21 protein-coding genes are annotated in these 20,424 nt (G+C 69.8%); 5 read left to right on the top strand and 16 right to left on the bottom strand.

Annotated features, from left to right (window positions below; genetic code table 11):
- Nucleotide 1: 1 nt before the first annotated feature.
- The 16 genes from GGQ62_RS08720 to GGQ62_RS08645 form a co-directional block, all read right to left on the bottom strand.
- The gene (locus GGQ62_RS08720) at nt 2–529 is read right to left on the bottom strand and encodes a phage baseplate assembly protein V (protein ID WP_152577669.1); all 528 of its coding nucleotides are present in this window, start codon (nt 527–529) and stop codon (nt 2–4) included.
- Nucleotides 526–1,653: a hypothetical protein gene (locus tag GGQ62_RS08715; RefSeq protein ID WP_152577670.1), complete on the bottom strand. Its 1,128-nt coding sequence runs from the start codon at nt 1,651–1,653 to the stop codon at nt 526–528. The genes GGQ62_RS08720 and GGQ62_RS08715 overlap by 4 nt, the downstream gene beginning before the upstream one ends.
- Complete coding sequence (locus tag GGQ62_RS08710; protein ID WP_152577671.1) at nt 1,646–1,960, bottom strand: LysM peptidoglycan-binding domain-containing protein; 315 nt, start codon at nt 1,958–1,960, stop codon at nt 1,646–1,648. Before GGQ62_RS08710 ends, GGQ62_RS08715 begins: the two co-directional genes overlap by 8 nt.
- A 9-nt stretch (nt 1,961–1,969) precedes the next feature.
- On the bottom strand, nt 1,970–2,623 hold the full coding sequence (locus GGQ62_RS08705) for a hypothetical protein (RefSeq protein ID WP_152577672.1): 654 nt from the start codon (nt 2,621–2,623) through the stop codon (nt 1,970–1,972).
- 49 nt (nt 2,624–2,672) lie between these two features.
- Nucleotides 2,673–2,834: a hypothetical protein gene (locus tag GGQ62_RS08700; RefSeq protein WP_153401248.1), complete on the bottom strand. Its 162-nt coding sequence runs from the start codon at nt 2,832–2,834 to the stop codon at nt 2,673–2,675.
- Nucleotides 2,835–2,852: 18 nt separating this feature from the next.
- Nucleotides 2,853–3,773: an eCIS core domain-containing protein gene (locus tag GGQ62_RS08695; protein ID WP_152577673.1), complete on the bottom strand. Its 921-nt coding sequence runs from the start codon at nt 3,771–3,773 to the stop codon at nt 2,853–2,855.
- A gap of 149 nt (nt 3,774–3,922) precedes the next feature.
- Nucleotides 3,923–4,174, bottom strand: coding sequence for a hypothetical protein (locus tag GGQ62_RS08690; protein WP_152577674.1), 252 nt, complete (start codon nt 4,172–4,174; stop codon nt 3,923–3,925).
- Nucleotides 4,171–6,258, bottom strand: coding sequence for an ATP-binding protein (locus GGQ62_RS08685; RefSeq protein ID WP_207790494.1), 2,088 nt, complete (start codon nt 6,256–6,258; stop codon nt 4,171–4,173). Before GGQ62_RS08685 ends, GGQ62_RS08690 begins: the two co-directional genes overlap by 4 nt.
- Nucleotides 6,255–7,514, bottom strand: coding sequence for a Pvc16 family protein (locus tag GGQ62_RS08680; RefSeq protein ID WP_153401250.1), 1,260 nt, complete (start codon nt 7,512–7,514; stop codon nt 6,255–6,257). Before GGQ62_RS08680 ends, GGQ62_RS08685 begins: the two co-directional genes overlap by 4 nt.
- Nucleotides 7,511–8,401: a hypothetical protein gene (locus GGQ62_RS08675; RefSeq protein ID WP_153401252.1), complete on the bottom strand. Its 891-nt coding sequence runs from the start codon at nt 8,399–8,401 to the stop codon at nt 7,511–7,513. Before GGQ62_RS08675 ends, GGQ62_RS08680 begins: the two co-directional genes overlap by 4 nt.
- A complete protein-coding gene (locus tag GGQ62_RS08670; protein ID WP_152577676.1) occupies nt 8,398–9,150 on the bottom strand; it encodes a hypothetical protein in 753 nt (250 codons plus the stop codon). The genes GGQ62_RS08675 and GGQ62_RS08670 overlap by 4 nt, the downstream gene beginning before the upstream one ends.
- Nucleotides 9,151–9,160: 10 nt before the next feature.
- On the bottom strand, nt 9,161–9,685 hold the full coding sequence (locus tag GGQ62_RS08665; protein ID WP_152577677.1) for a phage tail protein: 525 nt from the start codon (nt 9,683–9,685) through the stop codon (nt 9,161–9,163).
- An 11-nt stretch (nt 9,686–9,696) separates the two neighbouring features.
- On the bottom strand, nt 9,697–11,577 hold the full coding sequence (locus GGQ62_RS08660; RefSeq protein WP_152577678.1) for a phage tail sheath family protein: 1,881 nt from the start codon (nt 11,575–11,577) through the stop codon (nt 9,697–9,699).
- A 328-nt stretch (nt 11,578–11,905) separates the two neighbouring features.
- Nucleotides 11,906–12,280: a YciI family protein gene (locus GGQ62_RS08655; RefSeq protein ID WP_152577679.1), complete on the bottom strand. Its 375-nt coding sequence runs from the start codon at nt 12,278–12,280 to the stop codon at nt 11,906–11,908.
- Nucleotides 12,281–12,314: 34 nt separating this feature from the next.
- Nucleotides 12,315–13,325, bottom strand: a complete 1,011-nt coding sequence (locus tag GGQ62_RS08650) for an NADP-dependent oxidoreductase (RefSeq protein WP_152577680.1) — start codon at nt 13,323–13,325, stop codon at nt 12,315–12,317.
- The gene (locus tag GGQ62_RS08645; protein WP_243446644.1) at nt 13,322–14,230 is read right to left on the bottom strand and encodes an alpha/beta fold hydrolase; all 909 of its coding nucleotides are present in this window, start codon (nt 14,228–14,230) and stop codon (nt 13,322–13,324) included. The genes GGQ62_RS08650 and GGQ62_RS08645 overlap by 4 nt, the downstream gene beginning before the upstream one ends.
- Nucleotides 14,231–14,388: 158 nt before the next feature.
- Between GGQ62_RS08645 and GGQ62_RS16380 the strand changes: the two genes are divergently transcribed.
- From GGQ62_RS16380 to GGQ62_RS08625, 5 genes are read left to right on the top strand one after another with little or no spacing between them, the layout of a single operon-like run.
- Nucleotides 14,389–15,063 (top strand): TetR/AcrR family transcriptional regulator, encoded by a 675-nt coding sequence (locus GGQ62_RS16380; protein ID WP_152577682.1) that lies wholly within the window; start codon nt 14,389–14,391, stop codon nt 15,061–15,063.
- On the top strand, nt 15,042–16,460 hold the full coding sequence (locus GGQ62_RS08640) for a protein adenylyltransferase SelO family protein (protein WP_424022214.1): 1,419 nt from the start codon (nt 15,042–15,044) through the stop codon (nt 16,458–16,460). Before GGQ62_RS16380 ends, GGQ62_RS08640 begins: the two co-directional genes overlap by 22 nt.
- 36 nt (nt 16,461–16,496) lie before the next feature.
- A complete protein-coding gene (locus GGQ62_RS08635) occupies nt 16,497–16,991 on the top strand; it encodes a flavin reductase family protein (RefSeq protein ID WP_152577684.1) in 495 nt (164 codons plus the stop codon).
- Entirely contained in the window at nt 16,981–18,561 is a 1,581-nt protein-coding gene (locus tag GGQ62_RS08630) for a lipopolysaccharide biosynthesis protein (RefSeq protein WP_167649544.1), read from the top strand. Before GGQ62_RS08635 ends, GGQ62_RS08630 begins: the two co-directional genes overlap by 11 nt.
- Nucleotides 18,562–18,565: 4 nt before the next feature.
- Complete coding sequence (locus GGQ62_RS08625; RefSeq protein ID WP_152577685.1) at nt 18,566–20,422, top strand: DUF885 domain-containing protein; 1,857 nt, start codon at nt 18,566–18,568, stop codon at nt 20,420–20,422.
- The last annotated feature ends 2 nt before the right edge of the window (nt 20,423–20,424 follow it).

Genomic DNA, 20,424 nt, shown 5'->3' with positions numbered 1-20,424 from the left:
CTCATGTGACGACCAGTGCGCCGTTGTTGATGGTGATGACCGGGCCGACAAGGGTGATGGAGGCGCCCTTGCCGTTGTTGATGTAGATGCCCGAATCATTGACGACGATCATCGCCTTGGTGGCACTTTGCAGGGTGACGCCGCCGGTGACGGGGGTGGGCGGCATGTCACTGATGACAAGGCCGTGCTGGCCCAGGGTCTGGAAGACGATGTTGGGGGATACCGGCAGGCCCATGGTCGCGGGCAGCGGAATGTCGGTGCGCGCGCCCCAGCGGCAACCGCTCCAGATCGGGTAGTTGAGGTCGCCCCGTTCGAATTCGGCCCAGACCCCGGCGCCGATCGGCGGCACCAGATAGGCCCCCATCGGCGGGCCGGTGGGGCCGGCAAGCGGCGTGCACGCCTCCGCCCAGGTCGATGGCACCGGGCCCAGCACATCGGGGATCATCAGCTGCAGCCGGCCCAGCCCTTCGGCATCGATGTTGTTGAACACCGTGGCGCGGTACTTGCCGAAATAGGGGCCGGCGGTCATGGCACCACCACCGGCGTTTGCGACACCATGCCGTCGCGCGACAGCTGGAAATTCTGCTTGTATTCGCCGCGCTTGATATTGTGGGTGACGCTGTCGACGAAATACAGGCCATCATAGGTGATGCCGGCGCCGCGCACGCCGACCATCATCCGCGCGCGCAATGGCACCCCATAGGCGCCGACATCGAGCGCGCCCGACGCGCTGACCGGGGTGGCGCTTTCCAGCATGATGCCGAAGGCGCGCTTGGCGGCTTCGGACGCGGTCAGATGGGTGGTGTTCTGGGCAAAGCCGACGCGCGCCGGCACCACCGGGCGCAGCCCCAGCGGCGGCCGCAACGGGTTGATCGGCGGGATGGGGATGGGAATCGGGATCTTGCGGGTGACCGGGTCCATCAGGAACATGATCGTCTGCTTCTTGGCGAGGCCGTCGAGGCTGAAGCTGATGCGTTCGACATTGGTGTCGGCATCCATGTTGACGCTCAGCGCGCGCTGGACGACGGGCAGGCGGATGTCCGGCCCGAAATAGGCGATGCTCTGCCCGGGCAGCGGCCCGGGTTCGACCTGGAAGACATAGCCGCTCTGGGTTGCCAGCTGGCGCAGATAGGCGCGATCGGTGCCGTCCTGCGTGTCGAAGCGACTGGTGGGGCTGTCGACGGCAATGACCGGCGGCGGGATGACCATCGGCACCACGCCGAAGGCGGCGTATTTGGCGAGGATGGTGGCGATGCGCGCCGCCTCGGGCATCGCCAGCCAGGGGATGCGCAGCTCGACGATGTCCATCAGCACGCTCAGGTCCTCGCCGGTGATGGTGAGGGTGGCCTCGCCCGGCTTGTTGCCGGGCTGCACCTCCTGCCGGGTAACGATGCCGTCCATGATGACCTGCGGCAGCCCCCTGACGACGACAACGATGATGACGCGCGTGGCGATGGGGTCGAAAAAGCCGAGCGGCAGCAGCGCCAGCTGCAGCGGCGACGCCTTGCCGAGCGTGAAGGTCAGCTGGAAGCCGCTGCGATCGCGCGAGCTGTCGACCTCGACGCTCTGCAATGCCTCGGTGACCGGCAGCGGCGCCGGCAGGGGCACCGGCACCGGGCCGATCAGCAGGAACAGATAGCCGCTGTCAAACATTCGGCAGCGCCCCCACGGCGTCGGGCAGGGTGATGCGCAGGCGCCTGCCGATGCCGTCGGTCAGCGCGCCGGGACGCATGGCGCGATTGGCGTCGGCGATCCGCCAGGCCAGTTCCGGGTCGCCCAGCAGCACCGCGGCGATATTGTCGAGCCGGTCGCCTTCGGCAACGACATGTTCGGCGAGCATAGCGAAGCCATCGGGATCGGGCAGGTAGCGTTGCTGGAGGCAGGCGACCTCGGTGCCGTCGGCGCGGGTCAGCGTCGTCCGGGCGATGCCCTGGTAGCGGCTGTTGGCGGCAGGGGTCATCGCGGGGTCCTAAAGCTGCAGCGCGGTGCCGAGGTTCTGGGCGCTGTTGAAGATGTTGGCGGTGGCCAGCACCTCCTTGGTGATCTGATGGACGGTAAACAGCGCGTTGCCCGGCGAGGTCAGCGCAAGGTCGTTGTAACTCATGACGTGGAGCGTCAGCTCGACCTTGGCGCGGGTGGGGTTGAGCAGCGTGTCGAAGGCGTCCTCGGTGATCGTCATGGCGCCGACGCGCACCGGCAGCACCCGGCTCGGCCCCCAGACGAACAGCACCATCGGGCCGCTGGTCGGCAGGATCTCGATGCCGCCGACAGCGGCAATGGCGGCGTTGGCGATGACCGCCAGGCTTTTGGGATAGAGCAGCATTTCGAGCGCGGCGAGCGACGGGCCGACGCCGCTGGCGACAGCGACGGGGTTGACGTCGGCCAGCTGGTCGGCAGCATCGATTTCGACCGAAAGGGTGATGGTTTCCTTGGGCGCGCCCGACAGCCGATAGGCCTCGCCGCGGTCGCCATCGGCGCCCGTCATCGACCGCGGCTCCAGCCGCCGCGTCATGGTGTCGGGATTGTATTGAAAGACGATGATGCTGGCGAGCGGGTTGAACAGGTCGACACCGATCAACGCCCCCTTGAGCAGCCGGGGGGAAATGGGCGGGGCCGTCGTCATGGGGCGGCGGCCCGTTGCCGTCGGTGTTCCGTCTGCTGCCCGCTCGCGGCTATTTCGAGCGTACGAAAAACAGGAAGCCGGCGATCAATCCGACGAAGGCCACGCCGATCAGCAGATAAGCAGTGCGACCCTGAAAATTGCCCCAGAACAAGGCGACAAGAAGAACGACGCCCAAAAGAATGGCGCTGATCCACGCGAAAAGTGCATTCATGGCATGTGTCCCGCCTGCTCATCGTGGATTCGCCCCGGCGCTGCGGAAATCGGGATCCCGGGAGCAGCCGGTGATGATGCCAAGCACAGCACCGACCGAGAAGCCGATGACGCCGGCGATGCACACCGCTGCGCCAAAGGCTGCGGTCCCGGCCGCGCCCGGCCCGGTGGGGCTTCCGGCCAGGGCGCCGATCAGCCCGCAGGTCGTGCCGACGATCGCCAGCAACCAGGAGGCCACCCCGGCACTCGACAGATTTTCGTTGACGCATTGCAGCGTCGTCTTGCGTTCGCCGTCACGTGCGATCGAAGGTGCGCTTTGCGCCTGTTGAAGGGTGTGGGTCAGTTCGTGCGCGATCAGTGCCTTGCCGTTGCTGGCCTCTGGCGCAAAGCTGCCGTCCGCGAAGAAAATGTCGCTGCCATAGGTGAAGGCACGCGCCTCCAGGCTTCGGCTCAGCCGGTCGGCACCGCTGTCGTCATGGACGCGCACCGCCCGGAAATCGGCGCCGAAAGCTGCTTCCATTTCGGCGCGCAGCGCGTCGGGCAACGGGCGGCCTTCACCGGCTTGCGGGCCGAAAACGCCCGAAAGCCCGCCCTGGCGCGCGCCCGCCGATGGCCGGGACGGTTGGGCCGACACAGTTTCGCCCGTCGCCGTCCCCGGTTTGGTGGCGGCGACCCGGCCCCCCATCTGCCGCGCCGCACGCTCGGCACCGTCCGACGGTGAACTGACCGACATGGCGCCGCTGCCGGAAGGTTGCTGCATCATCCCGGCAAGGCCGTGCGCCAGCAACTGGCGGGTGGTGTCGACCGGCGGCAATCGCCCGTTCGTGTTCGCGGCCCTGCCAAGCTGGAATCCGAGCGCCGACAGCTCCTGCGAGCGATCGTTCGAATGTGTCGCGACATGGGCCAGATCGTGCCCGAGGAATTCCGCCAGCGCGCCCATGCCCGCACCTTCGTCGTGGCTGCATTTCGCGCATTGCCCGCCTCCTCCGGTCTTGGCACCGCACCCGCCGCACGCGTGGCCGGTCGCCTTGTCGGCGCGTCGGGCCGGAGGGGCCATTCGCTTCAGTTCGCCCGCGGTCTTGTGCTTGCTCATGGGAATATCCCTCCAAAAACGGCGGCGGCCATATCTTCGCCCAGCGCGCGCGTATCGGTCGCGGGCGTGCGGAGGGGCGGTGCGGTCAGACCGGCGATCGCCCCATGAGTGCCCCGCATCGCCAAGTCCGGATCGGCAAGCAGCCGCTGCAGCGCGTCGCTGAAAGCCGCCTCGAAAACCGGCAGATCGGCCACCGCCACCACGCCCGCATCGAGGACAATGCGATCGATGTGCAGCCGGACCGTCATGCCGCGACCCCCTTGGGCACCGGCGGGGCGGTGCGGAAATCGGCTTCGTTGACCGGGCGGTCCAGCTTGCGGAATTCGGCGCGGGCGGCGTCCATCAGCAGCGGCATCGTCACCGGGGTGCCGCGATCGGCGGCGGCGAAGGCGGCATTGAGTGCGACCGACTGGATCGCGGCGCCGGTCAGGTCGAGCCGGGCGAGGCGGGCGACATCGATGCTGTCGAGCGGCACGGCCGGCGGGAAGGCGCGCTGCCAGATGCGCTCGCGCTCGGCGGCGCCGGGATAGGGAAAATCGACGATGAAGCGCAGGCGCCGGGTGAACGCCGGGTCGAGCGCCGCCTTCATGTTGGTGGTCAGGATGGCGAGGCCGCGAAACGCCTCCATGCGCTGCAGCAGATAGTCGATCTCGATATTGGCGAAGCGGTCATGGGCATCCTTGACCTCGCTGCGCTTGCCGAACAGCGCATCGGCTTCGTCGAACAGCAGCACGGCGCTGCCGGCTTCGGCGGCATCGAACAGCGCGCCCAGGTTCTTTTCGGTTTCGCCGATATATTTGCTGACGACGGCGGACAGATCGATCCGGTAGAGGTCGAGCCCCAGTTCATGCGCGACGGCCTCGGCCGCCATCGTCTTGCCGGTGCCGCTGTCGCCGACGAACAGCGCGCTGACGCCCATGCCGCGGTTCATGCGGTCGCCGAACCCCCAGTCGCCCAGCACGGTGACGCGGTTTTCGACCTGCGCCACCAGCTGCGCCAGCTGCGCCGCCGGCGCCGGCGGCAGAACGATGTCGGCAAGGCCCGCCTTGACGGCGACCCGATCGGCAAGCCGGTCGAGGCGCGGCCGGGTGCGGTCGCGCGTCGCCGCCATCAGCCGGTCGTGCAGCGGCGTTTCGGGCGCCCCCGACAGCGCCGCGCGGCCGGCGTCGGCAATGGTGCGCCGGTCGAGATCGAAGCGGCCGGCAAGCGGGCGGGCGATGGCATCGTCGGTGTCGGCCAGCGCGTCCTGCCACAGCGCCACCTGCTCGGCGGCTGTCGGGCGCTGCACCTCGACATCCGCCAGCGGATCGAATCCCAGTGGCACGGCGGCGCGGCTGGCCAGCAGCAACGGGCCGCCGCTGCGGGCGGCAAAGCGCACCGCCCGGGCGGCGGCCCCGTCGACGACGGGGCCCTGGGCGTCGATGAACAGCGCCAGCGGCGCCAGCAGCGCCTCGCGGTGCCACAGTCGGGCGAGTAGCTCGATCTCCTCGGGTGCCGCCGGCAGGTCGTCGGCGGCAAGGCTGTACAGCGACAGGCCATGGGCCGCGGCGGCGGCGGCGGCGACATCGTGCTTGCTGGCAAGGTCGCTGCCGCGCAGCACGGCGAGGCCGGGCGCATCGGCTCCGAGCGCCGTCGCAACGGCGCCCGCGCCGGCCCATTGCGATCCGGGCAGATGGTCGGGTGCCGGCGCCAGCGGGCGCAGCAGCGGCGCCAGCCGGGCGTCGCGGTGTTGCAATCCCTTGGCATGGTTGAGGATGCGCTCGTCGATGCGCAGCGGGCTGGCGGCGAGCGACCGGCCCTCGCCGCGATCGACCGCGACGAGTTGCCAATGGCGCAGCGGGCGGTCGGGTGCCAGCGCTTCCCAGGCGCCGTCGGGCAACACCGCCAGGGCAATGGCAAAGCTCGGCCGGCCGCCGGGAAGCGCGGCGGCGATGCCGGGGTCGAGTTCGGCGGCAACGCACAGGGCGAGGATGTCGCGCTCGAACGGAGTCAGCTGGAAACGCTGGCCCAGCGCCACCAGCGCCGGCGGCGGGTCGTGCGCCTCTGCCTCGGCCACCGCATCGGCGAGGCGCTTTTCCTCGATCGCGGCGGAAACCGGGCCGGGCGGCGGCAGCAGCATCGTGGGTTCGGCGGCGTCGGCATCGCTGCCCCACAGGCCGAACAGCCCACGGCGCGGCGGCGGGGCAGGCATGTCGGCGGGTCCGGCAGCGGGCGGCGGCGGGGCAGCGAGGTTGAGGCGGTGACGCAGCTGCGCCATCATCGCCGCCAGCCAGGCATCATTGGCGGCGAACCAGGCCTTGGCGGCCATGTCGGGGGCGGGAGCGGCGCTCATGCGATGGTCAGCCGCTGGCCGTCGTCGAAGGCGAAATCGCCCGACACGGCGTCGATAACGACCGGCAGGCTTTCGGCGCCATCGACAGTGAGCCGAACCAGCGCCCCCGCCAGCACCGGGGCGGGGTCGAGGATGAAGACCAGCGGATCGCTGTCGAGCCCGCGCGGCTCGGCCGCGACGGTGATGGGGCCGGCGCGCAGGCTCGCGGCCTGGGTGGCCAGCACGATCGGTGCCGTCGTGACGGTGATGGCGACGCTGCCGCCGGCCGGCCCGGCCGGGTTGGGCGACAGGCCGGTGACACGCGGTGCCAGCACCAGCGGCCACAGCGGCGCACGCAGCAGCGTGCCGTCGCGAACGACTTCGGCGGTGACGGCATAAAGGCCGGCCGCCCAGTCGGCGCCATCATCGGGGATGGCGAGCCGGATTTCGCTGGCGCTGCGGTCGGCAGCGGCGATGGTCAGGCTGCGGTCGGCGCGGCGCGGATGGACGAAGTGCAGGTCGAGCCGTTCACCATCGAGGTCGGTGCCGGCGATGCGGAGCAGCGTGCCCGGCATCGCGACGGGCAGGCTGGGCAGCGGCGGCTGCCGGTCGACCGATGCGGCAAAGCCGACCCAGGCGGTGGTGAGCCGCGGGGTGCGATCGATGCTGGTCAGTACGCCGCGGCCATCATCGCCGCGCCGCAGCACAGGCGCCGGCGCAGGGCCGCTTTCAAGGGCGTCGATCAGCACGACCCCGGCGCGATAGGCGACCGACAAGGTGTGCGGCGCCTGGGTGAACAGCGACCAGAGCCGCGACATGTCGTCGATGGTCAGCGACATGGGCGTGAGGGTGACGCGCTCCAGCGTCTGGCCCAGGTTGCTGCCGGTCAGCGACGCCGCATTGCTGGCGACGGCATTGGCGAGCGTCGCGGCGTCGAGCACCGGACGGGCGTGGAGATCGCGCACCACTGCACCGGCCATGCGATCGGGCTCGAACAGCTGGGCATTGCCGTAGAAGCTGACGAGGTAATGGAGGTCGAGCGCCGCCGTCGGCCGGCCGGCGAGCCCGCCGGTGCCGCTGCGCGTCGGCAGGTCGGCGTTGCGCAGCGCGGCATTGGGGACGATCTGGTAGAGATAGACGTTGACGCGGCCGCCGGTGTCGGTGGCGTTGGGGCGGCCATAGCGGATGCCGACGCCGCCGACGGCGCCCTGCGCCGCGCCATGGGCGATCTGGCCGATGGCGGCGGTGACATTGGCGATGGCGAGGTGGTTGCTCACCGCCGACTTCCTTCGCGCTTGCCGAGGTAATCGGCGAGGCTGAGCGGCGGCGCCGGGTTGCGCGATTGTGCCTGCCGGACCGGCGGGGCGGTGCCGGCGCGAACCTCGATGCGGCCGATGCTGATGATGACATCGGGCGGCGGCGGGGCGGATGCGGGCGCCGCCGGGGCGGTGACGGGGGTCACCAGGGCAGCGGGCGGGGGTGCCGGCGGGACGATCGGGGTCGGGCGCGGGGCGCTCTGGGGCAGCGTCGGGATGACGGAGGGGCGTGCCGGGGGCGCGGCGGCGCGGGGCGCCGCGATCGGAAGGTGCGGCGCCGGGACGGGTGCGGGCGCGGGCGCTGCACGAGGGGCGCGGGCCGGCGCCGGTGCCGGCGGATCGGCGGCGCGGGGCGATGTGGTGCGGCCTGCCGATTGCGGTGCCACAAGCGGCTGCGGAGGTGGAAGCGGCGGCGCCGCGGCGGCTTGGGTCGGGTGCGTGGGGCGCGGGCGGGTGGCCGGCGGCGCCGGCAGCGGTTCGGGGATGGGGTCAGGGGCAGCGGCGCGGTGCGCGCGGCGACGCGGCAGGGCGACGGGGTCTTCAGGGTCGGGCTGGCGCGGCGATTTCGCCGGCGCCGGTGGTGTCATGGCCGGCACCGCGGCCACCGCCGGCACCTCGGCGGCCGACCTTCGAACGGGCGGCGTCCGCGGCTCCGGTGCGGCTGGGACCGGAGCCATTGCGGCGGCCGGCGACGGCGCCGGGTGGCGCGGGGGTGCCGGCCGGGCGCTGTCCGCGACCAGGTCTTCGCCCGGTGCCGGGTGCGGCGCGCCGAAGTCGGGCGCGAGCAGCGGGCGCAGGCCGGTCCCGGCGGCGAGGGTGCGCTGGACGAGGTGGCGAATGAGGCTCATGCGGCGCCGGCGATGCGATCGAGATAGGCCTGGCGGCGGACCGGGCCGAGCGCCAGGATCGCAGCCTCGCTCCAGCCATAGCTGCGCGCGAGGCTGTCCACCGCGCCGAGCATGGCGCGGGCCCAATGGTCGAGCCGCGCCCAGACATGGCCGACGATATCGAAGGGCGCCAGCGCCGTCGCGGCGCAATCGGCGCAGGCGATATCGAGCAGGATTTCCGCCTGCGGATCGGCGGCGGCGAGGGCGGCACCGACGGCGTCCATCGCGGCTGCCGGGACCTCGGCGGGCGCCACCGGCGTGCCGGCATGTTCGGCGGTGACGATGCAGCGTTCCAGCAGCCGGCGCTCGGCGGTGGTCGGGTCGCTTTCGGCTTCGATGGCGAGCAGGTCGCGGCTGTCGAGCAGGCGCGCGCGGATGCGGGTGTCGCCGACGACGACGTCGACCGTGTCGCGCAGCGCCGCATCGGCGCGGATATCGTCGGTGGCAAATGCCAGCTCGATCGGGGCACCACAGGCGGCACAGTCCGTCCGGCAGGCGATGGCAGGTCCGAACAACCGGTCGTGGAGCGCCAGCAGTTCGGCGTCGCGCGCGCCGATGCTGAGGTTCGCCAGCCCGTGCGTGTCGGGCAAGGCCGCCGCGAGCAGGTGGAGGCCGCGCCGGGTCAACGACGCGCCGCTGCCGGCCTCCCAAAGGTCGAGCATCGCGGCCTCGCCGGGCGCTGCCATGGTTGCAGGCATGGTTGTGGGCATGGCCCCGGCCTCAGGCGGGCTCGGTGAAGCTGGGCTCGGACGGTTCGGCGACTTCATAGTCGCGTTCCCAGCCTTCGTGTTCGAGCTTGATCGACTGGATCAGGACGGCGTTGGCATTGGCGTCGAGATCGGCCTGCGCCTGGAATTCCGACACCCAGGCGCGGAAGATCTTGTAGGCAATGACCTTCTGCCCGGCCTCGTTATAGACCTCGATGATCAGGTCCTTGCGAAAGTCCTTGAGCGAGACTTCGCTGCCCAGCCCCGACCCGAAGTTCCAGACCTTGTTGGCCCAGCGTTCGAATTCGACATCATGGGTCACGCCGCGTTCCAGCGTGATCGCTTCATATTCGGTGCGGCCGGGTGACTTGCGGCTGCTGCTCGGGTCGCCGCCTTCGCGATGCTTGACCACCTCGGTGGTGCGTTTCAGCGCGCCGACCTTGGAGATTCCGGCGACATAGCGGCCTTCGAGGCTGACCCGGAACTTGAAGTTCTTGTACGGATCGAACCGCGAGGCGTTCACGGTGAATTGTGGCACCTTCGGTCTCCTCAGGCCTGGATCTGCCCGGCGATCTGCTGCAGGCGGATGACGACGAACTCGGCGGGTTTGAGCGGCGCGAAGCCGACGACGATGTTGACGACACCGCGGTCGATATCGGCCTGCAGCGTCGTGTCCTTGTCGCACTTGACGAAATAGGCATCGCGCGGGGCGGTGCCCTGGAAGGCGCCCTGGCGGAACAGGCCGTGGAGGAAGGCGCCGATGTTGAGACGGATCGACGCCCAGAGCGGCTCGTCATTGGGTTCGAACACCACCCATTGCGTGCCGCGATACAGGCTTTCCTCAATGTAGAGGGCGGTGCGGCGGACCGGGATATATTTCCACTGGTCCGCCAGCCGGTCGCTGCCGCGCCGGGTGCGCGCGCCCCAGACGACGCGGCCGGCGCCGGGCAGGGCGCGCAGGCAATTGACCCCGAGCGGGTTGAGCTCGCCATTTTCGAGGTCCGTCAGCGGCACCGACAGCTTCGGCACATTGACGAGAGTCGCATCGAGCCCGGCCGGCGCCTTCCAGACGCCGCGCTGGCCGTCGATGCGGGCGATCAGCCCCGCGATGGCGCCGCAGGGGGCAAAGGCTTCCTCCCGGTTGTCGCGCAGCGGGTTCTGCTGGACGATGCGCGGAAAGAACAGCGCCGCATTGGCGCTGGCGGTCCCGACTCCGGCATCGACGCCGGCGATGGCATCTTCCTTGCTGTCCCAATCGGCCGGCGGATCGACGATCATCATCGCGCGGCGGCCGGTGCAATAGGCGATGCCGGCATCGACAAGGGCGGCTTCGATGCTGCCTTCGGGGGTATGCGGCGGGATGCACAACAGGTTGAACTGGTCGGCCTTGTCGAGCGCGTACAGCCCCTGTTTGGCAGCCGCAGCGCCGGCCGGAGTGAAGTCGCCGGCGGTCAGGGCATTGCCGTTGCCGGCGCGATCGGCCTCCGCCACGGCGGCGTTGGTGGCCGGGGTGTTGGTTGCCCAGGGGTCCGTGCCGGGCGTGGTCGTGCTGGCGCCCGGGCGGGCCGCCGGCAGCGTCGGGGCGCGGACAAGGGCGGAGGAATCCTTGAGCACCAGGTCGGCGCGGCGCGGATGGCCAGGGTCGACCGACAGGTTGCGGTGGACCTCGACCTCGCCGGTCTGGCCGTCGCGGACGGTCAGGTTGAACATCATTGTGGCGGCAGCGGGGTTGGCGGGATCGACAGCGACATCATGGTCGATGCGGGCGCGCAGCAGATTGCCCCAGTCCCCGGGGCTTGCCGCCTCCAGCGACAGGCCGTTGGCATCGATCGACGCGGCCGTGACCGGCGCTGCGCTGGCCGCGGCGGCGGTCACGGCATCGGCGACAGCGCCGGTCGCCGCAGCCGAGACAGTGGCCGGGGTCGCAGCCGGCGCTGCGGCAGCGGCTGCCGCAGCGGCAGCGACGGCGTTCCCGGCGGCAAGGCCCGACGTGCCGACGGCGGTCCCGGCTGCCGTCTGGGCGGCCGCCGCGACGCCGGCGGCGGTGGCGCCGCCGGCCCCGGCGGCCGTGGTCGCGGCGGCGGCGACGAGGTCGGCCCCGGTCTGTGCCTCGGTGGTGGCGGCAGCAAGCGCGGCGGTGCGGGCGGCGGCATCGGCGAATTGCGGGTGGAACAGCCGGACGATGATCGCGGTGCCGCCGCCGTTGAGATAGAAGTCGCGCACCGCGAAGCTGAGCGGGCTGGCCACCCACAGGCCGCCGAAACGGCGTTCGAAATCGCCATAGCTGTTGATGACGATCGGTTCGTTGGTGGGCCCGCGGCGGGTGCGGCCGACAAAGGCGGCGATGGAGGTGGCGACGCCGGCGATGCTTCGCACCCCGCTGGCGGTTTCCTCGATATAGACGCCCGGATAGGTCAGCACGGCCGGCATGGCTCACTCCCCCGCTGCAATATGTTCTGTTCTCTATTCTCTGATCTGGATGTTCTTCACCTGTTTCCCGTCGCCGGGAACTGTTGTCGCAAAGACACGAAGGTCTAGTGCCGCAAGATGCGACGACGGCCTTCAGCAATGACTTCGAATCCCCGGCAGTCCCTGCGCTATTTCAATGCTGTCCGGCGCCTGTTCCGGCGCATGTTTTCTGGCAGTTAATCAATGGTCTGATCAGAATGTCGGAGTTGATTACCACGATTCGCGTTCATCGGCAATCGAACTGGCCAATCCTGTTCATTTGGCGAGGATTTTGGATCGTGGCGCGCGGTCAGAAATCGGGCAGGTCGTTACTTTCGTAAAGCGGTCGGATTTCGATAATGCTGGGGCCGGGCATCGGGTTGGGGCAGCGCCGCACCCAGGCGACCGCCGCGTCCATGTCCGCGACATCCCACAGCCAGAAACCGGCGACGAGTTCCGACGTCGCGGCAAAGGGACCAGCGACCACGGTGCGATCGGCACCGTCGAAGACGACACGCCGGCCGTGCGACGAAGGCTTGAGCCCGTCGCCCGTGACCAGAACCCCGGCCGCGGCGAGATCGTCGTTGAACCGCCCCATGGCCGCCATCATGCTTGCGGTCCAAGGCATGGGAAAATGGCCGGCCTCGCTGTCCGCCGTCGCCTTGACCAGGATCATGACGCGCATCGCCAACCGCCTTTTGCGCCGTCCGGCGCCCGTGTCAGGGCGGCGTGACCTCGACGAGCAGTTTGCCGAAGTTGCCACCGGTGTAGAGTTCGCGGACGAGCCGGGCCGCATTGTCGAGGCCCGGCCGCACATCCTGCCGGGTCTTCAACCGCCCGTCCAACATCCAGCCGAGCAGCGCCTGGCCGCTTTCGGCGAACCGGGGTGCGAAATCGGTGACGATGAAACCGCGCACCGTCAACCGGCGCATCAGCATCATCGTCCAATAGCCCGGTGGCTCGCTGGCGGTGGTGGCGTTGTAGCTGCTGATCAGCCCGCACAGCGGCATGCGGCCGAAGGTTTTCATGCGCTGCAGCACCGCGACCATGATGTCGCCGCCGACCTGTTCGAAATTGATGTCGATGCCGTCGGGCGCCAGCCGGTCGAGCGCGGCGCCGACGTCCTGCGATTTATAGTCGATGCAGGCATCGAAGCCGAGCTCGCCCGTGACATAATCGCATTTGGCCTTGCCGCCGGCGATGCCGATGACGCGGCAGCCCTTGATCTTGCCGATCTGCCCGACGATCTGGCCGACGCCGCCGGCGGCAGCGCTGACCACCAGCGTCTCGCCGGGCTGCGGCTGGCCGATGTCGAGCAGCCCGAAATAGGCCGTGGGCCCGACCAGCCCCAGGGTGCCGAAGGCGGCAGCGAGCGGCACGCCGGGAATTTCGGGCAGGCGGCTGAGCCCGGTGCCATCGGTCACCATGACATCGGCCCATTCGCCCAGTCCGGCGAACAGGTCGCCGGGGTTGACGCCGGGCTTGCGGCTTTCGACCACCCGGCCGCAGACGCCGCCGCGCATCGCCGCGCCGACGTCGACCGGCGGCATATATTGCTCCTGGTCGCTCATCCAGATGCGGTTGGTCGGGTCGAGCGACAGATAGGTCAGCCGCAGGCTGAACTGGCCCTCGGCGATGTCGGGGAGCGGTTCGCTGCCGTAGACGAGGTCGCCATCGGCGATGTCGCCGACCGGGCGGTGCGCCAGCCGCCAGACGTTGCGTGTCGTCATGCGTTCTCTCCCTTCAGCACATCGGCCAGCATGGCGTCGATGGCGGCGGCCGCAGCCGGCTCGTCGAGCGTGGGAGCATGGCCGACGCCGGGCACCGTCACCACCCGCAATTGCGGCAGGCGGCGCGCCATCGCGGCCTGGGTATCGGGCGCCAGCACGTCGGACAGGGCGCCGCGCAGGCTGAGCACCGGCAGGCCGGCAAGGGCATCCAGTGCCAGCCACAGGTCCGACCCGGCGTCGCCATGCGGCAGGCGAAAGGGTTCGGCGATGCGCGGATCATAATCGAAGACGATGCGCCCCGCCGCCGTCAACCGGCACAGGCGCCGGGCAAAGGCCAGCCAGTCGGGCAGCTGCCAGCCCGGGTAGCTGTCGCCATTGCGCTGCGCCAGGTCGCGCGCCGCGTGGATCCATGTCGGCCAGTTGCCGCCGCGCCCGACATTGGCGCGCAGCCGCGCCAGCCCTGCCGGTTCCACCGCCGGGCCATAATCGTTGAGGATGACGCCGGCCATGGCAGCGCGGTGGCCGGTGGTCAGTTGCAGCGCCAGCGCGCCGCCCAGCGAGGAGCCGAGGACGACGAAGCGCTGCAGGCCGGCCGCGGCGATGAGCAGCCCGAGATCGAGAAGATAGGTCAGCGGCACATAGGTCAGCGAATCGCGCGGCCAGGCCGATTCGCCGCGGCCGCGCAGATCGGGCGCGACCACCCGCCACTGGCCGGCAAGGCGCTGTGCGAGCGCTGCGAAATCGGCGCTGTTGCGGGTGAGGCCGGGCAGGCAGAGCAGCGCCGGGCGATCGGCGGGGCCGGGAAGATCGCGATAATGGAGGCGCAGGCCGTCGTGCGACCAGTACCAGCCATGGTCCCATCGGGCTTGGTCGATGGCGGGCGGCGAGGCGGGGCGCGGAATCACCCGGCGAGCTTGCGGGCGCGTCCGCGACTTGTCCACGCTTTCCGGCGCCCGATCACCTTGGGCAGGTGACCGGCCGCGCCGCATGCCCTATTTTGACTTTGGCGACGCCGATTGCCATATGGATCGGCGACCGGGGGGCATGAGGAAGACACACTATCGTGGCAACGCGCGCGACCGATATCGCCAGTCCCCGAGCAACCTCCAGGGCCGAGCCCCGGGCCGACAGCCGTGCGCGCCGATACGACCCCGCCGAAACCAAGCAGCGCGTTCTGGCCGCCGCCCATATGCTGTTTTCCACCAAGGGCTTTGCCGGCACCGGCACCGCCGACATCGCGCGTGAGGCGGATGTTTCGGAAGGCTCGATCTTCTATCATTTCGGGTCGAAAAAGGCGCTGCTGGCGCAACTGGGCGAGCGCCATGGCCAGGCGATGATCGAGGCGATGGAGCAGGGCGACGCCCTGGAGGATCTGGAGCCGGGAATCATCATTTCGCGGGTCTTTGCCTTCTGCAAGGCCAATACCCTGTGGGAAGGCATCACCGGCAGCGAATGCGAGGTCGGCAAGCCGGCGATGCTCAAGAACCCCGAAGCCGAACCCTTTTACCACGCTGCCAAAGCGACGACGACGGAATGGATCCATCGCCAGATGGCGGTGTCGATGCAGAAGCGCGGCATCGACGGCATCGATATCGAGCTGGCAGCCTCGTTCATGCACCATGTCGTCGGCGACGCCATCGACCTGGTGCTGACCGCCAAGACGCCGGAAGAGGAAGCGCGAGTCGCGCGCGAGACCATCCGCTTCATCCGCGCCGCCTGTCAGTACCCGACCAATTGACGGCCTTTCACGGCGAAACCGCGATCCTGGAACTGGGGGACGGCTTTTTCGACCCCGTTGCGCCGGCGGATTTTCCCGAAACCGTCCTGCGCTTCCGCAACGACCGCGCGGCCGCGGAGATCGGCCTCGAAGCGCTGTCGGACGGCGACTGGCTGCGGCATTTCGGGCGGTTCGCACCCTTGCCGGGCAGCCTCGATGTGCCGCTGGCCTTGCGATACCACGGCCATCAGTTCCGCACCTACAATCCCGACCTCGGCGACGGGCGGGGCTTTTTGTTCGCGCAGTGCCGCGACGCCGCCGGCCGGCTGATGGACCTCGGCACCAAGGGCAGCGGTACGACGCCGTGGAGCCGCGCCGGCGACGGCCGGCTGACGCTGAAGGGCGCCGTGCGCGAGATACTGGCGACCGAAATGCTCGAGGCGCTGGGCGTGACGACGAGCCGGACGCTGTCGGTGATCGAAACCGGCGAGGCGCTCGACCGCAGCGACGAACCGAGCCCGACGCGCGGTGCCGTGCTTGTCCGGCTGAGCCACAGCCATGTCCGCTATGGCAGCTTCCAGCGCCAGGCCTATCTGCAGGACGAGGCCGCGATGGCGCGGCTGGTCGATTACGCCTGCCGGCATTTCGTTCCCGAAGGGCGGGACGCGGCGGCGCTTCTGGACCATGCGGTGACCAGCGGCAGCCGGCTGGCGGCGCAATATATGGCGGCGGGGTTCGTCCATGGCGTGCTCAACACCGACAATATCAACATCACCGGCGAATCGTTCGACTATGGCCCCTGGCGGTTCGCGCCGGCGTGGGACCCCGATTTCACCGCGGCCTATTTCGACCATCACGGGCTTTACAGCTTCGGCCGGCAGGCCGAGGCGCTGCAGTGGAATGTCTATCAGCTGGCGGGCGCGCTGCGGCTGGTGGCGCCGCTCGACGCGCTGAAGCCGGCGCTCGAGGCCTTTGCGCCGCGCTACCAGGCGGCGATGGTGACGGCGATGCTGGGCCGGCTGGGGGTGGCGTCGCGCGGCGCCGAGGCCGACACCGCGCTGGTCAAGGCGATTGAGGCCGGGCTGGTGGGATCGCGGATGGCGCCCGATCGCTTCTGGTTCGATTGGCGGGGCGGCGTGCGGCGTGGCGATTCGCCGGCCGATGCGATCTATGCCGGGCCGGCGTTCACCGGCTTTGTCGCCGCGGTCGCGGCCTATGCCGGGGCTGCACCGGCGCATGATTACTGGGCCGATGCCGGGCCGTGCACGCTGCTGATCGACGAGGTCGAGGCGATCTGGGCGCCGATCGCGGCCGCCGACGACTGGTCGGCGTTGACGGCGAAGGTCGGCGCCATCCGGCGCATGGGTGAAGCGATGGGTGAGGCGATGCGCCCCGCCGCCGGCGTGACCGGACCCTAGCCATTTTGCGGGCGATGCCATAGGGCTTGCGGCGCCATGGACCTTGCCGAACCCCCCTTCGATCCGCGCCGGTTGCGCGATGCCTTCGGCTGTTTCGCCACCGGCGTCACCGTCGTCACCGGCCGCGCGGCCGATGGCACGCGCACCGGGCTGACGGCCAACAGCTTCACTTCGGTGTCGCTCGATCCGCCGCTGTTGTTGTTCTGCCCGGCCAATGGCGCGTCGGCGCTGCCGTTGCTGCGCGAAACCGGGCGCTTTGCCATCAACATCCTCGATCTCGATGGCCAGCCGATCGCCGATCGTTTCACGCGGCGCGGCATCGATCGCTTTGCCGAAGCCGACTGGATCGATTGGGACGGGCTGCCGGTGCTCGCCGCCGCCAAGGCCGCCTTTGCCTGCCATATCCATGCCGATCATGATGGCGGCGACCATCGCATCATCGTCGGACGCATCACCCGCTATGGCCTGGCGCCGGAGCGCGAATCGCTGCTGTATCTCCATGGCCGCTATCGGCGGGTGCATGTCGGCTGACCCATCCGGGAACGGCAATGCCCAGCCCGCCGAGCGGGCGAGAGCCGAAGCCGCCGAGCGGGAGGGGGCCGAAACCGCCGCGCTGGCGCGGGGCGGGCGGACCAGCTTCATCGGCTATGTGCTGCGGCTGGCGGCGCGCTTTCCCTTTCTGTTCATCGCCGGGCGCATGTATGGCGCCGATGCGCTGGGGCGCTTTGCCTATGCGACGATGGTCGTCGAACTTGTGGCGATGCTCGCCACCCTGGGGCTGAAGCGCGGACTGGCCGAGGACATGGCGCGGCGGCGGACGCCCGATGGCGAAACCCATGCGCTTTACGACGCGCTGCTGCTGTCGCTGCTGGCCGGCATCGGCGGCGCGATGCTGCTGATCGCGGTGCCGCAGATCGTCTTTCCCAATGGCGATGTGTCGCCCAGTGCGCGGCTGTTCCCGCTCATCATCCTTGCCATCGTGATCTCCGACATCTGCCTGGCGGCGCTGGCCTTTCGGCACGATATCGGGGCGACGGTGCGGGCGCGGTCGCTGGTCGAACCCTGGGTGCTCAGCATCGCCGCGCTGGCGCTGGCGTTCACCGCGCTGAAGCCGGGCGGGCTCGGCATTGCCTATGTTTTGTCGATGGCTGCGGCGGCGCTGGCATCGGTGGTGCCGGCGCTGCGCGCCTTCGGGCTGGTCGGCGGCTGGGCGCCCGATCTGGCGGCGCTGCGCTCGCTGGTCACGCGCAACCTGGCCCTGGCCGGGGCGGACATCACCGAATGGGGCGCGCGGCGGCTCGACATCTTCATCCTCGGGCGGTTTGCCGGGCCGGAGATCGTCGGCATCTATTATGTCGCGCAGCAGATCGCATCGCTGCCGCAGCGGCTGAAATCGAGCTTCGACCCCATATTGGCGCCGGTGCTGACCACCAACCTCGCCGCCGGCAACCTTGCCAAGGTGGCGGCACATGTCCGGCAGATCAGCTTCTGGGTCGGGGCCGCGCAACTGGGCGTCGTGCTGGCGCTGGGGATGACCGGCAAGGCCGGCATGGGTCTGTTCGGGCCTGTGTTCGCCGGCGGCGCGCTGGTGCTGGCGGTGCTGCTGACCGTCGAACTGCTGGCGGCGCAGGCGGCGGTGGCCGAATCGGCGCTGATCTATGTGGCGCGCGGGCGCAACCTGATGTGGTCGCTGGTCGGTGTCGCGATCCAGATCGGCGTCAGCCTGGTGCTGGTGCCGCGGTACGGCGGCGTCGGCGCCGCGGCGGGGCTGGCGGTGTCGGCGCTGTTTTTGTCGATCGTCAAGTCACGGCTGCTCGCCCGCGTTCTCGGCCATCCGGTGGCCGGCTGGCGCCTGTCGATGCTGGCGGCGGGTGGGGCGGCCTTTGCCACCGGGCTGCTGGTCATGCGCACCCCCGAACCGGTGCAGCTGTCGATCGGGCTGGTCGCGATCCTGGGTGTTTATGGCGGCATCATCTGGCGCTTCGGCTTCAAGGGCGCCGACCGGTTGCTGTTCGCCCGGAAATTGCGGACGGTGCCGTTGCTCGACGAGCCGGAAGTCCCCGGCCTGTTGAACGTTCCTCCCACCCCCAGAAAGATCTGACCCGATGACCTTTGCCAATCCGAGCCGCCGCAGTCTGTTGGGGAGCGCCGCCGGGCTCGGCGCCGTCGCTGCATTGCCTGCGATGGCACGTGCCGCAACGGCGGCGACCACGGCGGCAACCACGGCGCCGCGCGACCCGCAGCTGGCGGCAGCGTTGCAGACCATTGCCGACCAGCTGCTGAAGCGCAGCCCCGAACAGGCGACGCTGCTCGGCATGGACACCGGCGCCAATGCGGTGCTCGCCACCCGCCTGACCGACCTGTCCCCGGCCGGGGTCGCGGAAGACCGGCGCGTCAATGCCGCCGCCAAGGCGTTGCTTGCCACCGTGCCGCGCGACCGGCTGCAGGGCGCCGACATCAACAATTACGATTCGGCCGCCTGGGCGCTGAACATCGGCACCGAAGGCGAAGCCTTCGACTTCGGCCAGTCGGGGACATCGGGGAGCATCCCCTATATCGTCAGCCAGCAGAACGGCACCTACAGCCAGGCCGCCGAGTTTCTCGACAGCTATCACCGCGTCGAGGACGCCGCCGGGGCAGCTGCCTATCTCAGCCGGTTGCGCCAGGTGGCGACCAACCTCGACGCCGAAACCGCACGCATCGCGGCCGACGCCGGCAAGGGCGTGGTGCCGCCCGACTTCCTCATCGCCAACACGCTCGGCCAGCAGGCGACGCTGCGCGGTGTGCCGGCGGCACAGTCCAAGTTCGTGACCTCGCTCGCCGCCCGCGCCAAGAAGCTCGGCCTGCCCGATCCGACCGCCGAAGCGACCGCGGTGGTCGCCGATGCCATCTATCCGGCGCTCGATCGCCAGACGGCGGCGCTGAAGGCGTTGAAGGCCAACAGCGACGCCGGGGTATGGAAGCTGCCCGGCGGCGACGCCTATTATGCCTTTGCGCTGAAAAGCCAGACGACCACCAGCCAGACCGCCGAGGAGATCCATCGCACCGGCTGGGAACAGAACCGCGCCATCGCCGCCGAAATGGACGCCATCCTGCGCGCCCAGGGGATGACCAGGGGCAGCGTCGGGGAACGGACCGCGGCGCTGACCGCCGACCCGCGGTTTCTGAAGCCCGACAGCGATGCCGGCCGCGCCGCGGTGCTGGCCTATTGCCAGGGCCGCATCGATGCGATCCGGCCGCTATTGCCCAAGGTTTCGAAGCTCGGGCTGAAGGCCGATGTGCTGGTCAAGCGGGTCCCGGTCGACATCCAGGATGGTGCCGCTCTGGGTTACATGAACTTTGCCAGTGCCGACGGGAAGCGCCCGGCGATCTATTACATCAACCTGAAGAACATGGGGGATTGGCCGACCTGGACGCTGGCGTCGCTGACCGCGCACGAGGCGATTCCCGGCCATGCCTGGCAGGGCGCCTATCTCGCCGAACATCCCGATATCGTGTCGCCGGTGGCGCAACTGGTCGGGTTCAACGCCTTTGTCGAAGGCTGGGCGCTGTATGCCGAACAGCTGGTCGACGAGTTCGGGCTTTATGCCGATGATCCCTATGGCCGGCTCGGCTATCTGCAGGCGCAGCGCTTCCGCGCGGTGCGGCTGATCGTCGATACCGGGCTGCACGCGATGAAGTGGAGCCGCGACAAGGCGATCGACACGATGGTCGCCGAAACCGGCCGGTCGCGCGCCGCCGTGACCAGCGAGATCGACCGCTATTGCGCCTCGCCCGGCCAGGCCTGTGGCTACAAGATCGGCCACAACGAGATCATCAAGCAGCGCATCCGCGCCAAGGCGGCGCTGGGGCCGAAATGGGATGTCCGCGACTTCAACGACGCGCTGGTGGAAACCGGCGGCGTGCCGCTGGCAGCGCTGCCGGGGGTGGTCGACCGGATGATCGTGAAGGTGCGGGGCTGACC

Source organism: Polymorphobacter fuscus, assembly GCF_011927825.1.
GTDB classification, from domain to species: Bacteria; Pseudomonadota; Alphaproteobacteria; order Sphingomonadales; family Sphingomonadaceae; genus Sandarakinorhabdus; species Sandarakinorhabdus fusca.
This window is presented reverse-complemented; position numbering and strand designations above follow the sequence as displayed.